Origin of the sequence: Pseudomonas mendocina, assembly GCA_037482215.1 — a bacterium.
GTDB lineage: Bacteria > Pseudomonadota > Gammaproteobacteria > Pseudomonadales > Pseudomonadaceae > Aquipseudomonas > Aquipseudomonas mendocina_E.
This window is the reverse complement of the sequence record CP148074.1, coordinates 1,916,073-1,930,575: the sequence shown is the minus strand read 5'-3', so window position 1 is coordinate 1,930,575 and position 14,503 is coordinate 1,916,073. Positions and strand designations below refer to the sequence as shown.

The window sequence follows — 14,503 nt, the reverse complement described above, 5'->3', positions numbered from 1 at the left end:
CGGATGACGCTATCACTCACGCAAGCGATAGCCCACACCGGCCTCGGTGAGAATAAAACGTGGTGCGGTGGGATCATCCCCAAGTTTTTGCCGCAGATGGCCGACCACAACCCGCAGGTAGTGGCTGTCTTCAACATGGCTAGGTCCCCAGATATCCTTGAGCAATTGCTGCTGGGTAACGACACGCCCCACGTGCTGGGCCAGCAGCGCCAGCACTGCGTACTCCTTGCGGGTCAGGCTGACATCATCACCGTCCAACGTAACCCTGCGATAAGCAAAATCCACCTGCAACGGGCCGCTGCTGATCTGCGAAAGCGTCTGCTGAGGGCTAATGGACAGGCGCAGCAATACCCGTACCCGCGCCAGAAACTCCTGAATGCCAAAGGGTTTGGTGACGTAATCATTGGCACCGCCATCCAGCGCCAGTACCTTCTCCCCTTCGCTGGCACGAACAGACAGCACCAGCACCGGCACACTCGACCAACTGCGTAGCTCGCGCAGCACGTCCTGCCCGTCCATATCCGGTAAGCCAAGGTCCAGCACAACCAGATCAGGCCCGCCCAGCGCAGCCTGCTCCAGCCCTTCGCGGCCATTGGCGCCTTCCAGTACCTTGTAGCCCTGGGCGGTCAGACTGATGCGCAGGAACTTGCGAATCTGTGCTTCGTCGTCGATGACCAGAATGGTCGCAGCGTTGGCGCTCATGGTTAGCTGTCTGCCTCCTCATCTGCTGATGGCTGGCGCTGCATGGGCAGATGCAGGATCAGGCTGGCGCCGCGGCCGTCCAAGCCATCACCGACACTGACGCGGCCACCATGGGCACCGACCATGCCCTGACAGATTGCCAGCCCCAGGCCGGTACCCTGCCCGCCCCGGTCGCCACGGCTGGCGGTGTAAAACATATCGAATATTTTGCCACGTTCGTGCTCGGGAATCCCTGGCCCTTGGTCACTGACAATAAAACGCAGTTCTTCCGCATCGGCCTCTATGGCCATCCGCAACCGGCCTTGCGAAGGAGAAAAGCGCGCCGCGTTCTCCAGCACATTGACCAGCGCCTGTTCGATTAGGGCTGCGTGTACGTACAACAGTGGTAATTCCGGCGGTATGTGCGTTTCCAGCTGCAGGGGAGCCAATACCGGGCGCAAGCGCTGCAACGCACTGCAGACTATATCCGCAGGTGCCACCCAGTCCCTCGCCAGCTTCAGGCCGCCGTGACCAAGGCGAGTCATGTCCAACAGGTTTTGGATGTAGCGATCCAGCCGTTCGGCTTCGTCCCGCGTGCCTTCTAGCAGTTCACGGCGATCATCCGGCGGTATCTGCTCACCCAGCGCCAGCAGGCTGTCGATGGAGCCGCGCATGGCGGTCAGCGGCGTGCGCAAATCATGAGATACCGATGCCAGCAATGCGCTGCGCAGCTCTTCGGTTTGCCCGTGCAGGCGCGCAGCTTCAAGATCAGCCGCCAGTTGCGCCCGCTCCAGCGCCTGCGCCAGCGGTTGCCCCAATGCACTGAGTAGACGGCGCCGTTCAGCGCTGAGCAACGCGCCCTGCTTTGGGCTCACCCCCAGCAGCGCCAGCGGCCCGGATTCGCCCAGCAGCGGTAACCACCACCAACTGCCCCCCGGCAAGGTATCGGTGCCCTGCCCGGCTGACTGCTCGCGCTGCCATGACCAATCAGCGGCGGCGCGCTCCTGCTCAGTGAGCGTCCGGTCGATACCCGCCTCGACTACCCACACGCCCTCTGCGGTCAGCGATTGCACCCGCACATCGACATCACTCCACAGTTCCAGTTGCTGCATGGCCGCAGCCAGCACGGCTTGCCGGTCGGTGGCAGCCGTGAGCTTGCGCGACAGCTGTAACAGCGCTGTGGTTTCCGCCTGAGTCTCGCGCAGTGCATGCAACTGCCGACGCTGACGCGAGGCCAAATTGCCAGTCAGCACCGCCATCAGCAGGAAGAACAACAAGGTCAGCACGTCCTCCTGACGAGCGATGGTCAAGGTCAGGGTCGGTGAGATAAACAGGAAGTTGTATGCCAGAAACGACAGCCCGGCGCAGACCAACGCAGGCCCCAGGCTGCTACGCACCGCCACCAGCAAGACTGCTGCCAGAAAGATCAGCGAGATATTCGGCAACTCCAGCACGCTGGCCAGCCCTAACGCCGCACCAGAGGCCGCAGCCGTGGCCAACGCCGCGAGCCAATAATTTCGCCATGCCACAATTCGAGGACTGCGCTTAGCAGGCACGTCACTGTCATGGGGGACATCCAGCACGCTGATTTCCATGCCCAGCCCCTGCTGCAACAGGTGCTCGGCCAGGCCGCGCCGGGGCAGCCAGTTACCGCCAAAACGACGCTGATTGCGGCCAATCAGAATCAGGCTGGCGTGACGCTCACGGGCGTACTCAATCAGGGTTCTGGCCAGACTGGTGCCGCGCAGCCGCACCACCTCTGCACCCAACCGCTCAGCCAGTTGCTGCGCGGCTTGCAGATAGCCGAGGCGCTCCTCGGAGCGCTCCCGGCCGGTGTCCACATGCACCACCGACCAGGGCAGATGGCGCCTCTCTGCAACCCGGCAAGCGTGTCGTATCAGTCGCTCGGCATGGCTGTCGCCATCAATGCCCAGCACCAGACAGCCACGCACCGCTGGAGCCGTCACACCTTGCTGGCGATAACGCCGGTGCAGATCGGCATCCACCCGGGCGGCTGCGGTTTGCATGGCCAGTTCGCGCAACGCGGTGAGGTTGGTCTGACTGAAAAAGGCATCAATCGCCGCGCGGGCCTGATCTGGCACGTACACCTTGCCTTCGCGCAGGCGCTCCAGCAGCTCGCGAGGCGGCAGGTCGATCAGGAGGATTTCATCGGCTTCCTGCAACACCCAATCTGGCAGGGTTTCCCGCACCTGCACGCCGGTGATGTCGCGCACTTGATCATTCAACGCTTCAAGGTGCTGGACGTTGACCGTGGTGTAGACGTCGATCCCTGCATCCAGCAGTTCCTGCACATCCTGCCAACGCTTGCTGTGGCGGCTGCCAGGGGCATTGCTGTGGGCCAGTTCATCCACCAGCAGCAGGCGCGGCGGATTGGCCAGGATGCCGTCCAAATCCATTTCACTCAGCTGCATGCCACGGTATTCCGTGCGCAGCAGTGGCTGTTGCGGCAGGCCATTGAGCATGGCCTCGGTTTCCGCACGGCCGTGGGTTTCTACGACGCCGACACGCAGGTCTATGCCCTGGCGCAACTGGCGCTGGGCGGCCTGCAACATCGCGTAGGTTTTACCCACCCCCGGCGCAGCGCCGAGAAACACCTTGAGCCGTCCACGCCCTTCTTTCGGCAGTTCTTCCAACAGGGCATCTGCCCGATCTGCGTCCCTCATGGGCTCTACTCATTCCTCGAGATGGCGGGATTGTCCGCGAGCGCCAGGTTAAGCACCAGTACGTTGACCACCGGCGGGCCGATCAAAGGGCTTTGCACATAACCGGCGATCAGTTTCTCCAAGTCCTCGGCAGGCATATTGCGGGCAGCGGCAATGCGCTTGATCTGATAACGCGCCGCGTCAGGTGAGATGTGTGGATCAAGCCCACTGCCGGAAGTGGTCACCAATTGCATCGGCACTGGCTGGGTCTGGTCGCCTTTAAGCAGCACCACCTCCTTGGTAATTCGCTGCAGTAACGCCGGATTGCTTGGCGCCAGATTGCTTGCACTGCTGGGCACCGTCGCAAAATCTCCGGCTGAAGGCCGTGCATGAAACCACAGCGGCGCATCAAAGCGCTGGGCCAGCAACTGGCTACCGCGCAACACGCCGTTGCTATCCTCAACCAGACTGCCGTTGGCCTGCATTGGAAAGGCAAGTTGCGCCACGGCGGTGACCGACAGCGGATAGACCACGCCCGTGAGTACCGTCATAAAAGCCAGCACACCAAGGGCAGGACGAATAGCGTTAACCATGAGTGTTCTCCTTTACCTGATATTGCCTAAACCAGCCCCGCCGCCACCAGCAGCAAGTCGATCAGTTTGATTCCGGTAAATGGCGCCAGCAGCCCACCTACGCCGTAGATCAGCAGATTGCGCCGCAGTAATTGCGCGGCATCCAGCGCCTTGACCCGCACCCCGCGCAGCGCCAACGGCACCAACGCAATGATGATCAGCGCGTTAAACACGATGGCCGAGAGAATCGCGCTCTGCGGGCTGTGCAGGTGCATCAGGTTGAGCACGCCCAGCTGCGGATAGATGCCTGCAAACAACGCCGGGAGGATGGCGAAATACTTGGCCACATCGTTGGCCACCGAGAAGGTGGTCAGCGCGCCACGGGTTACCAGCAACTCCTTGCCCACCTGCACCACATCCAGCAGCTTGGTCGGGTCGGAATCCAAGTCCACCAGGTTGGCGGCTTCACGGGCAGCCTGGGTGCCGTCGTTCATGGCTAGGCCCACATCGGCCTGAGCCAGCGCAGGAGCGTCATTGGCACCGTCGCCACACATGGCCACCAGCTTGCCTTCGGCCTGCTCGCTACGAATACGCTGAAGCTTCTTCTCTGGTGTTGCTTCGGCAATCAGGTCATCAACGCCCGCTTCCGCCGCAATTGCTGCCGCTGTCAGCGGGTTGTCACCGGTCACCATCACCGTGCGGATGCCCATCTGGCGCAGCTCGGCAAAGCGTTCACGGATGCCCGGTTTGACGACGTCTTTCAGGTGAATGGCGCCCAGCAGTTTGTCGTCAGCCGCCACCAGCAACGGGGTGCCGCCGCTCTGGGCGATTTTCTCCACTTCCCGTTTAAGGGCGGCGGGCAACTGCTCGCGGGTCATGTCCAGATAAGTCAGCAGCGCATCCACCGCGCCTTTGCGGTAGCGATGACCATCCCAGTTGGCGCCGGACAAGCGCGTCTCAGCACTGAAGGCAATCGACTCCAACGCATTGCGCTCAGTAACCACACGGGTGCCTGCATTGCGCAGAAACTCAACGATAGATTTACCCTCAGCGGTGTCATCACCCAGCGAGGCCAGCAGTGTTGCCTCGTTCAGTTCCTGCTCGGTAACGCCCGGTGCCTTGTGCAGCGCGCTGCAACGGCGGTTACCAAAGGTGATGGTACCGGTCTTGTCCAGCAACAGCACATGCACATCCCCTGCTGCCTCCACGGCCCGGCCGGATTTGGCGATCACGTTCAAGCGCACCAGGCGGTCCATCCCGGCAATACCGATGGCCGAGAGCAAGCCGCCAATGGTGGTCGGGATCAGCGTGACCAACAGTACGGCCAGATAAATCAGCGGCAACTCGCCGCCTGCGTAACGGGCAAAGGGCTGTAGGGTGGCGACCACCAGCAAGAAGATCAGGGTCAGGCCGATCAGCAGGATATCCAGCGCCTGCTCGTTCGGGGTTTTCTTGCGTTTGGCGCCCTCTACCAGCGCGATCATGCGATCCAACGTGGACTCGCCAGGGTTGGCGGTAATGCGCACCAGCAACCAGTCGGACACCACCTGCGTATTGCCGGTCACCGCCGAGCGGTCGCCGCCGGATTCGCGAATCACCGGTGCCGATTCCCCGGTAATCGCCGCCTCGTTGACGGCTGCCACACCTTCGATCACCTCGCCGTCACCGGGGATCATCTCCCCGGCTTCGACGCGGACGATATCGCCACTGCGCAGGTTGCTGGCAGGCACGGTTTCAAATTGCTCGCCCTTCTGCCGCCGCGCACTCAGACCCTGACTACCCGCTTTGAGGCTATCCGCCCGAGCTTTGCCGCGCCCTTCTGCCAACGCCTCGGCAAAGTTGGCAAACAGCAGGGTGAACCACAACCACAGGGCGATCTGCACCGATAAACCCAGCGACACCGCAGGGTTCGGAACAAAGCACAGCAACGTAGTGACAATTGCGGTCAGTTCCACCACCAGCATCACCGGCGAGCGCACTAACTGACGCGGGTCGAGTTTGACCAGCGCCTGGCGCAACGCCTCAGGCCATAGAGCTGGCTGTTGCACGGGCTTAACCTGCATATCGGTATTCATTTTCATCTCACGACTCCTCACAGGCCCTGCACCATGGACAGATGCTCAGCAATCGGCCCCAGTGCCAGCGCAGGCAGGAACGTCAAACCACCCACCACCAGAATGATCACCACCAGCAGCGCCACAAACATCGGGCTGTGAGTCGGCAGGCTGTTGCTGCCTTGCGGGGCGCTCTTCTTCGCCGCCAGACCACCGGCAATCGCCAGCACCGGCAGGATGTAGCCAAAGCGCCCGAGCAGCATGGCCAGACTCATCATCAGGTTGTGGTACGGGGTATTGGCGGAGAAGCCGCCGAAGGCTGAGCCGTTATTGGCCGTCACCGAGGTGTAGTTGTAGAGCAGTTGGCTGAAGCCATGGGCACCCGGATTGCTCACCGAAGCCGCAGCGCCCGGCAAGCTTGCCGCCAGTGCCGTCAGCACCAGCACACCCAGCGGCATGACCAACAGCGTCAGCACCAGCAGCCGCACTTCCCGCGCCTCCAGCTTTTTGCCCAGGTACTCCGGAGTACGCCCAATCATCAGCCCGGCCAGAAACACGGTGATCAGCACAAACAGCAGCAGGCCATACAGCCCAGCCCCAACACCGCCAAAGATCACCTCACCCAGCATCATGTTGAACATCGGCATCAGGCTACCCAAGGGGCTCAAGCTGTCGTGCATGGCGTTAACCGAGCCACTGGAAGCCGCCGTGGTGGCTACCGCCCACAATGCCGAGGCGACAGTGCCGAAGCGGCTTTCTTTGCCTTCCAATGAGCCGACCTGTTCAACCGGCAACCCAGCCAGCAGCGGGTTCGGTTGCAGCTCCGCATACAGGGTCACGCCCAGCCCGGCGCAGAACAGCAGGAGCACGCAAGCCAGCAAGGCGCGGCTCTGGCGTAAGTCCTTCACGTAATGGCCGAAGGTGAAAATCAGCGCCGCCGGGATCAGCAGAATGGAGACCATCTCAAACAGGTTGCTCCAGGCGGTGGGGTTTTCGAACGGATGCGCCGAGTTCACCCCAAAGAAGCCGCCGCCGTTAGTGCCCAACTGCTTGATGGCGATCTGGCTGGCAGCCGGGCCAAGCGGCACCACCTGCTCGTGGCCGCCGAGTGTCTGCACATGCACATAATCGTGAAAGCTCTGCGGCACGCCTTGCCATACCAGCAGCAGCGCCAGCACCAGCGCAAACGGCAACAGGCCGTAAAGCGTGGCGCGAGTCAGATCGACCCAGAAATTACCGACGCTGCGGCTGGAGCCACGGCAGAAACCCCGGCACAGCACAGCCAGAACCGCCAGCCCCACTGCCGGGCTGACAAAGTTCTGCACACCCAAGCCAACCATTTGGCTGAAATAGCTCAGGCTGGCCTCACCGCTGTAGGCCTGCCAGTTGGTGTTGGTGACAAAACTCACCGCTGTGTTCAGCGCCAGGCTCCACTCAAGCCCCGGCAGGTGCTGCGGGTTCAGCGGCAACAGGCCTTGCAGCATCAAGATCGCGGTCAACGCCAGCAGGCAGACTAAGGTAAAGACCAGCAGGGCTAGGCTGTAGCGTTGCCAATCTTGTTCGTCGTCCGGCTCGATCCCGGCAACGCGGTAGCACAGCCGCTCAAACGGACGTAGTACAGGAGTCAGCCAGGTGCGCTCGCCCTCCATTGCCCGGTACAGGTAGCGCCCGATAAAAGGCGCAGGCACCAGCAGCAATCCGAAAAACAGCGCCAGCAGCGCCCAATCGTAACTGTGCATATGCCCTCCTACGCCTGTTCAGCGCGCAGCAGCGCAATCAGCAGATAAATGAACAGGCCCACAGCCAAGGCCAGGGCCATACCATCAAGAACGCTCATGACTTGCTCCATTTCAAGGCAGTGCTCGCCTGAAACAAAGTCTCGTCGCAAGTGGCGTAAAGGAGCGATTGGAGTAGCCGCCGCTGGGCATAAAGAATCCGTAAAGATTCAGTAGCGAGTGCCCTAAAACGCAAACGGCCAACACGATGGTTGGCCGTTTGGATAACACGTGGGTTCAACCCTGATCAGGGCTGATGCCCCATAAAGCCAGAACTGGCATTCATGAGCAGCACCACGAACTGCTCCAATGGCATCTGCTTACCGTTGAACGTCACCTGTCCGTTGGCATAGCTCAAGGCGCTACTGATGGTTTCGTCATTCACCGTTGCCAAGCCAGTGCTCATGGCCATGATGCCAGCCATTTGACTGCTCATCTTCGCCTGCTGGGCGACCGCTTGCGGATCCGTCAGCCCCGCCAGCGCCGCCTGTACGCCAACCACATCCTCAATCAGCTTCTTCGACAGGGTGAAGTTGAAGTCCAGCTTGGTAAGTAATTGGCGGGTCAGCTCGGGCGCTTCAAGTTCGAACGATTCCGGCTTATCCAAGTTCAGGCTGAGGCGAACGTCGGCCTGACCATTGGCAGTCTTAAGCGCCAGCTTTTCCAAGGTAAACATGGGCTTACCCGCCAGCAATTTATTCACCTCTGCCAGCAGCCGCTCTTCCTGTTCAGGCGTCAGCTCGGATGAGTTCGACTGGTCTTGCTTAAGCAGCTCGCCATAAAACTCCAACAGCGACTTGGCCACCGAGGTATCAATATTGCTGACCTGCATAACCGCTTCAGCCGTACCAATATCCTGCCCCTGATAGCTGATCATGCCGGTATGGTAGGCATCGCGCTGGGACAGCATATTGCCGATTTCACTGCTCTGCGAATCATAGCCGAGGGCCTTAATCAGCAACGGTTGCTCGTCATCGACAGCAAAGGACAGCGATGCGATCTTGCCGTCGGTACCCCCAAAGTAGAAATCACCGCCGCCACGTTTCAGATTGCTGCTAAACGTGAGGTCCTGCATATCAATATGCAGGGTTTCGCCAGTCTCAATGGGGGCCGACACCTTCAGCTGTGCCATCAGTCCACTGGACTTCACCCGATCCGCCCCAGCGCTGCTTTCAATGCGCAGATCAAGACCACTGAAGTCGATACGCGTCTCATCCGGCAAGGTTGCCAGCGCCTTTTCCATGCGCAAGTCGCCTTCAATCGCTTGTGAATAGCTAACGGACAAATTACCGCTGACCGGGGCGACGCCATTGGTGGCGGCAAACCACTTAGCCAGCTCTGGGCTGGACTCAAGCTCGAAATTACTTTCAGCCATAACCGGCGACAGTTTCATACGCAGCAGGCGCGAAAGCGGGAACGGTCCATGGTCGAGTTTGTCAGTGAAATACAGTTCTGTGCTGACCTGTTTGCCGTTTTCGTCCGGTATGTCTAACCGCACTTTGTAACGGGCGGAGCTGCTAAAAAAATGAGTTTCCAGCGAAGTCAGTTCAATCGTGCCGTTAACACCTAATGAGGGCAGCGATTTAGCCAGTTCCTGATTAGCCTGGTTGATGGAGGCTTGAAGCACATCCGGTAATACCTTCCCGGTGTACCAAGCCCCAGCGCAGCCTATCGCCCCCACAGCAATCGCTGCACCCAGAATATATTTCTTCATGAGACATCCATTACTAATATTTCGAACATACCGCCCCATGCCGCCTGCCTGCTACATAGGTCAACAGTGAGAAATCCAGACAATCCGACACAATTCAGCTACGTGCAGAATCGTAACGGATTATCTGGCGTTGCAGGCTAGCTTTTAGGTTTGTCTTGCGGCTGCGGGGGATTTTCCGCGCACGGGTCATAGACCGGCGTACGCACCCAATCGCCCAAAAGGCTGTAGGCGACGGCCAACAGTGTCGGCCCCATAAACAGGCCCATAAAACCGAAGGCCAAAATACCGCCAAATACCCCCAGCAGTACCACGATCAACGGCAGGTTGCCGCCGCGGCTGATGAGGTAGGGCTTGAGGATATTGTCCACACCACTGATGACAAAGAAGCCCCAGATGGCCAGGAAGATCGCCATGCCGATCTCGCCATGCCAGAACAGCCAGGCTACAGCAGGCCCCCACACCAGCGGCGGAACCATGATCAGGCTGAAGCCAAAGGTCAGGAAGCCCAGCACCAGTGCTCCCGGAACCCCAGCAATGGTGAAACCGATCCAAGCCAGAATCGCTTGCGCCACCGCCGTACCGATCACACCGTTAACCACCCGCTGAACCGTACCGGCAACCAGCTCTATGTAGTGCTCGGCACGGTTACCAATCAGACGTTCCAGCAGACGCTCAACCAGTGCAGCCAAACGTGGTCCATCACGGTAGAAGAAGAACACCAGCACCAAGCTCAGGGCCAGCTCCACCATGCCACCCGCAATCTTGGCGCTGCGTGTCAGCAGCCAGTTACCGACTTGCCCCAAGTAAGGCTGTACAGTGGCAAACAGTTCCGCGCCCTGCTTATCTATGGTCTGCCACAGCTCAACCAGATAGTTGCCCACCATCGGCAACGTCCCGAGCCACACGGGGGGCGGTGGCAAGCCGTCTACTTGGTAGTCCTTGACCATGCTGGTGAAATCTTTGATGTGGTCAGCCAGGTTGAAGCCCAACATCACCAAAGGCACGGCCAGTAACACCGTCCAAGCCAGGGTTAGCAACCCAGCAGCAAGGGCCTGACGACCGCCCAGCAGATTGGTCAGGATGCGCATGAGCGGCCAGCTGGCAAATGACAGCACGGCAGCCCAAAACAAGGCGGACCAAAATGGCGCCAGCACCCACAAGCTCGCGCCCAGCAAGCTGAGCATCAATATCTGCACCAGCAAGCGATCGTTATTGCCCATTTAAACTCCCACAGAAACAAAAGGCTCCGCGCACTTAGGCAGAGCCGTGAAAAGGTTCGAACGCAACGTGCGCATTGCTACAGCTTAGCGCAGGACTTTTACCAGCAAACCGGCTACAGCCTGTGTATCAACCTCAATACGCGCCGCCCGTACTTGCTGCGCAATCAAGGCATCACGCCAAGCCGCAGCCTGTTCCCCGCTCAGCGCTACACGCAGGGTGCTGTCAAGGTTGAGGCTTCGAGCCAACACCGCAACCCAAGCCTCAGTAGGCTCAGACAGTTTAGGCAGGCGCAGTTCACCGCTGTTTTTCAACGCTCGCTGTAAGGTCGCCGGGGTTGGCAAGAGCTCTGGTAAGGCGGCATTGGCATCCAGCTGTTCAACGTGCAGATAGGCCCGGCCATTTCCGCGCGTGATGCTGTACAGCGCCAACAGGCTATTTTGCTGCGGCTCAGCCAAGCGCAGCAGCGCATAGCTTTGCTGCGCATCAGAACCATACAGGGTCGCGTTGTTGAACACCGAATTGGCCCACAAGTTACTGGAGCCACACTCCCGACCTACACACCAGTACAACAGCTCGGCGTTCTGCTTGTGCACGCCTTCACGGGCACTATTGAACACCTCATTGGCTGAGTGAGTGCGTGGCAACTCATAGGTAACGGCGGTAAAGCCACCTTGAGCCATCACCTCCCGCTCAAAACGGAGTTTGCCGCTGATACGGCGGATGGCGCCTTGTGGGTATATCCGCTCCTGATCACTCAGGTGGTTATAAGCGACGATCTCGCTGCCGGGAAACCTCGGCAGCACAACAAGATCGCGGCTGCCAGCCACATCAGCCCACACAGTTGTGCAGGCCAGGCTTGCTGCCAGTGCAACGCATAAACGCATAGCTTTTCTCATTTAACGATGATCGACTGAGCCGACTTGACCAGCTTTCCGCTGTCCTGCTCCCGCAGTGGCGCTTGCAGCCCGCGTTGCACCGCTGGGCGGGCAGCAATTTCCGCCAGCCAGCGTTGCAGATGCTCCAAGCCATCAACTGAAACGCCCGCCCATTCATGGGTGCGTACCCATGGGAAGGTGGCGATATCGGCAATGCTGTAATCGCCCGCCAGGAACTGTGACTCGCCCAGGCGCCCGTCCAGCACTTCATAAAGCCTGCGGGTTTCATGCTGGTAACGGTCGATGGCGCCTTGGAGTTTTTCCGGGAAATAGCGATAAAACACGTTCGCCTGTCCCTGCATCGGGCCAACTCCGCCCATTTGGAACATCAGCCACTGAATGACCCTTGAACGGCCTTTGAAATCGGTCGGCATCAATTGCCCGGTTTTTTCAGCAAGGTAGATGAGGATCGCACCGGATTCAAACACGGCGAAATCCCCTTCGCTGCGATCAACAATCGCCGGTATGCGGCCATTGGGGTTGATCTTGAGGAATTCAGGAGACTTCTGTTCGCGTTTGTCAAAACTCAGCACATGCAACTCATACGGCAGTTGCAGTTCTTCCAGTGCAATCGAAGCTTTGTAGCCATTGGGCGTGGCGGCTGTGTAAAGGTCGATCATGACTATCTCCGTGGGTTATACCGACACCTTTCCCCACTTACGCGGAGCAAGTCAAGGCGCGCTCAAAAAAGCTTTGAAACTACCTGCTACCAAGGCAGCACCCTGCTCGTCGTCCAAATGCAAATGATGCCCACCCGGAAGCTGTTCGACCTCCACCGGCAAATCTGAAAGTACTTCGTGGATGTTCGGCTGCGCATGCAGCATGCCTTGTTCAGCCAACACTAATTTCGCCGGACATTGCAGCTTGCGGGCAAAACTTAAAGCATGTGCCCGCGTAAAGCGCATGGGCGATGGCAGGGTTAATTGACTGTCGGCTCGCCACGTGTAACCGCCTGGCACCGGCATCAGCCCTCGCTGAGCTAAAAGCTCGGCAGCCTCGCGGCTAACCGCACCGACGCCGCGCATACGTGCCTCAATCGCCCGGTCGATTTGTGCGTATACCGGTTTTCGCTTGCTCGCCAGAGCCAGGCGCGCAACGAGGGACTCCTGCATTTTACTCGGCGCTGCATCGGCTTCCGCTGTCTGTGGAAGCAAGCCATCAATGAGAGCCAAACGCTCGACCCGCTCCGGCATTACCGCCGCCAGGATCACCGAGACAATTGCTCCCATGGAGTGCCCCAACAGAGAAAAACGCTGCCAGCCCAGCTGTTCTGCAACTTGCAGCACGTCGTAGACATAATCCCAGATGGCGTAACTATTGCCGGCCGGTCGATGATCGGAATGACCATGCCCCGGCAAATCCACCGCAACAATCCTCAACCCCGGTAGCAGCGGCGCAAGGCGGGCAAAGCTGGCGGCATTGTCCAACCAGCCATGCAGGGCAATAACCGGCTGACCATCTTCCGGCCCATACATATGGGCGGCCAGCTCGATATGAGGGAGACGCAAACGGACTTCTTCAAAATTCAGGTTCATGCCTCAGGCTCTTACTTCGCGCCGTCTGTCCAGCGCTGGAGGAGCGATTTAAGCAGATATGCGGTGTCCTGTGGGCGTTCCAGAGGGAACATATGCCCGCCTGGCAGGGTCATGTACTCGCCTTTAGGGGCACGCCAGACCAAACGGGCTTGGTGCGGCAACACCACCCGACTTTTGCTACCCCGCACCACAGCCAGAGGCACTTGCAACTGTTTAAGACGGCCCGGACTCAGGTGTGGCACGCTGCGGTAGATATTGATCTCGGTATGAGGATCAAAGCGCAGGCGCAGCCCGCAGTCGTCTTCTACTAAGCCATGCTGGACATAGGCATCCAAACACTCCGGATCAAACGCTCTAAACAGGGTTTTTCCAGCAAAATAATCCCGCGCCTCAGTGTGATCCCCGAAACGTTCACGACGCCCCAGCGTACGCCCTGCCGGCGTGATTCGGTCTATAAAGCCAAAGCGCTTGGCCGTACGGATCACCAGCCGGTCAGGCAATGTCAGAACGGGTGAGTCCAGCATCACAACACCACGGTACAACTCAGGCCGTCGCAAGGCCGCATGGTAATGCAGCACGCCTCCCAACGAATGCCCAACACCCCAAACAGGCTGTCCACCGCGTTGCAGATGATGAATCAGCTCATCAACCAGATTGCCCCAATTATCGTTCACCGGGAATTGCGGATCGTGGCCGTGCTGCTGCAGATGTTGCACCTGATAATCCGGCTCCAGCGCCGCAAACAACTTGCCATAGGTTGCAGAGGGAAACCCGTTGGCGTGGGCAAAAAAGATCGAACGGGACATAACAACCAGTGCGCCTCAACAGATGTCAGCTGAGCTTAGCTGAACGGTTGGCATCAGGCCTCCTGTACCTTGGCCGCCAACGGCACGATGGCAGTCGTCAGGCGTGAAATGCAGCTATTCTTGCCCTGCTCATCACTGATACGGATATCCCAAACGTGCGTGGTTCGCCCAAGATGAACAGGCCTGGCAACAGCAGTGACACGCCCAGAGCGCACGCCCCGAAGGTGATTGGCGTTCACCTCAAGACCAACGCAATAAAACTTGGTGGGGTCGATACATAGGTAGCTGGCCATGGAGCCGACTGTCTCGGCCAGCACGACCGAAGCCCCTCCATGCAACACGCCATAAGGTTGATGAGTGCGCGAGTCCACCACCATGCTGGCACTGAGAGACTCCTCATCAATTGCTTCAAAGCGGATATCTAACTGTTCGCCAATGGTGTTCTTCTGCAAACGGTTTAGCGTTTCGAGGTCAGGGGTTTGGTGCCAGATACTCATGATGTCGTCCTTGCTTTCAGCTCCAGAAACAGACAGGCCGCTGTAGAGCG

General features: G+C 59.3%; 13 protein-coding genes. All 13 read right to left on the bottom strand.

Annotated elements, in window-relative coordinates; all coding sequences use genetic code 11:
- Positions 1–12: 12 nt before the first annotated feature.
- Positions 13–702 (bottom strand): response regulator, encoded by a 690-nt coding sequence (locus WG219_08730; GenBank protein WXL27523.1) that lies wholly within the window; start codon positions 700–702, stop codon positions 13–15.
- A gap of 2 nt (positions 703–704) precedes the next feature.
- Entirely contained in the window at positions 705–3,365 is a 2,661-nt protein-coding gene (locus tag WG219_08725) for a sensor histidine kinase KdpD (GenBank protein WXL27522.1), read from the bottom strand.
- A gap of 5 nt (positions 3,366–3,370) precedes the next feature.
- A complete protein-coding gene (gene kdpC, locus WG219_08720; GenBank protein WXL27521.1) occupies positions 3,371–3,937 on the bottom strand; it encodes a potassium-transporting ATPase subunit KdpC in 567 nt (188 codons plus the stop codon).
- Between the two features lie 26 nt (positions 3,938–3,963).
- Positions 3,964–5,997: a potassium-transporting ATPase subunit KdpB gene (kdpB, locus tag WG219_08715; GenBank protein ID WXL27520.1), complete on the bottom strand. Its 2,034-nt coding sequence runs from the start codon at positions 5,995–5,997 to the stop codon at positions 3,964–3,966.
- A gap of 11 nt (positions 5,998–6,008) precedes the next feature.
- Positions 6,009–7,709 carry a potassium-transporting ATPase subunit KdpA gene (gene kdpA, locus WG219_08710; GenBank protein WXL27519.1) on the bottom strand — a complete coding sequence of 567 codons (1,701 nt, stop codon included), beginning with the start codon at positions 7,707–7,709 and terminating at the stop codon, positions 6,009–6,011.
- 8 nt (positions 7,710–7,717) lie between these two features.
- The gene (gene kdpF / locus WG219_08705) at positions 7,718–7,807 is read right to left on the bottom strand and encodes a K(+)-transporting ATPase subunit F (GenBank protein WXL27518.1); all 90 of its coding nucleotides are present in this window, start codon (positions 7,805–7,807) and stop codon (positions 7,718–7,720) included.
- Positions 7,808–7,992: 185 nt separating this feature from the next.
- Positions 7,993–9,459 (bottom strand): YdgA family protein, encoded by a 1,467-nt coding sequence (locus WG219_08700; GenBank protein ID WXL27517.1) that lies wholly within the window; start codon positions 9,457–9,459, stop codon positions 7,993–7,995.
- Positions 9,460–9,596: 137 nt separating this feature from the next.
- Entirely contained in the window at positions 9,597–10,679 is a 1,083-nt protein-coding gene (locus tag WG219_08695) for an AI-2E family transporter (GenBank protein ID WXL27516.1), read from the bottom strand.
- 84 nt (positions 10,680–10,763) lie between these two features.
- Positions 10,764–11,564 (bottom strand): DUF4892 domain-containing protein, encoded by an 801-nt coding sequence (locus WG219_08690; GenBank protein ID WXL27515.1) that lies wholly within the window; start codon positions 11,562–11,564, stop codon positions 10,764–10,766.
- Positions 11,565–11,572: 8 nt separating this feature from the next.
- The gene (locus WG219_08685) at positions 11,573–12,235 is read right to left on the bottom strand and encodes a glutathione S-transferase N-terminal domain-containing protein (GenBank protein WXL27514.1); all 663 of its coding nucleotides are present in this window, start codon (positions 12,233–12,235) and stop codon (positions 11,573–11,575) included.
- Positions 12,236–12,286: 51 nt separating this feature from the next.
- Positions 12,287–13,150 (bottom strand): alpha/beta hydrolase, encoded by an 864-nt coding sequence (locus WG219_08680; GenBank protein ID WXL27513.1) that lies wholly within the window; start codon positions 13,148–13,150, stop codon positions 12,287–12,289.
- Between the two features lie 11 nt (positions 13,151–13,161).
- Positions 13,162–13,956 carry an alpha/beta hydrolase gene (locus WG219_08675; GenBank protein ID WXL27512.1) on the bottom strand — a complete coding sequence of 265 codons (795 nt, stop codon included), beginning with the start codon at positions 13,954–13,956 and terminating at the stop codon, positions 13,162–13,164.
- 53 nt (positions 13,957–14,009) lie between these two features.
- Complete coding sequence (locus WG219_08670) at positions 14,010–14,453, bottom strand: hotdog fold thioesterase (protein ID WXL27511.1); 444 nt, start codon at positions 14,451–14,453, stop codon at positions 14,010–14,012.
- Between the last annotated feature and the right edge of the window lie 50 nt (positions 14,454–14,503).

Coding starts and splice junctions, on each gene's coding strand:
- WG219_08730 (WXL27523.1), bottom strand. CDS start 702: ATGAGCGCCAACGCTGCGACCATTCTGGTCATCGACGACGAAGCACAG.
- WG219_08725 (WXL27522.1), bottom strand. CDS start 3,365: ATGAGGGACGCAGATCGGGCAGATGCCCTGTTGGAAGAACTGCCGAAA.
- kdpC (WXL27521.1), bottom strand. CDS start 3,937: ATGGTTAACGCTATTCGTCCTGCCCTTGGTGTGCTGGCTTTTATGACG.
- kdpB (WXL27520.1), bottom strand. CDS start 5,997: ATGAAAATGAATACCGATATGCAGGTTAAGCCCGTGCAACAGCCAGCT.
- kdpA (WXL27519.1), bottom strand. CDS start 7,709: ATGCACAGTTACGATTGGGCGCTGCTGGCGCTGTTTTTCGGATTGCTG.
- kdpF (WXL27518.1), bottom strand. CDS start 7,807: ATGAGCGTTCTTGATGGTATGGCCCTGGCCTTGGCTGTGGGCCTGTTC.
- WG219_08700 (WXL27517.1), bottom strand. CDS start 9,459: ATGAAGAAATATATTCTGGGTGCAGCGATTGCTGTGGGGGCGATAGGC.
- WG219_08695 (WXL27516.1), bottom strand. CDS start 10,679: ATGGGCAATAACGATCGCTTGCTGGTGCAGATATTGATGCTCAGCTTG.
- WG219_08690 (WXL27515.1), bottom strand. CDS start 11,564: ATGCGTTTATGCGTTGCACTGGCAGCAAGCCTGGCCTGCACAACTGTG.
- WG219_08685 (WXL27514.1), bottom strand. CDS start 12,235: ATGATCGACCTTTACACAGCCGCCACGCCCAATGGCTACAAAGCTTCG.
- WG219_08680 (WXL27513.1), bottom strand. CDS start 13,150: ATGAACCTGAATTTTGAAGAAGTCCGTTTGCGTCTCCCTCATATCGAG.
- WG219_08675 (WXL27512.1), bottom strand. CDS start 13,956: ATGTCCCGTTCGATCTTTTTTGCCCACGCCAACGGGTTTCCCTCTGCA.
- WG219_08670 (WXL27511.1), bottom strand. CDS start 14,453: ATGAGTATCTGGCACCAAACCCCTGACCTCGAAACGCTAAACCGTTTG.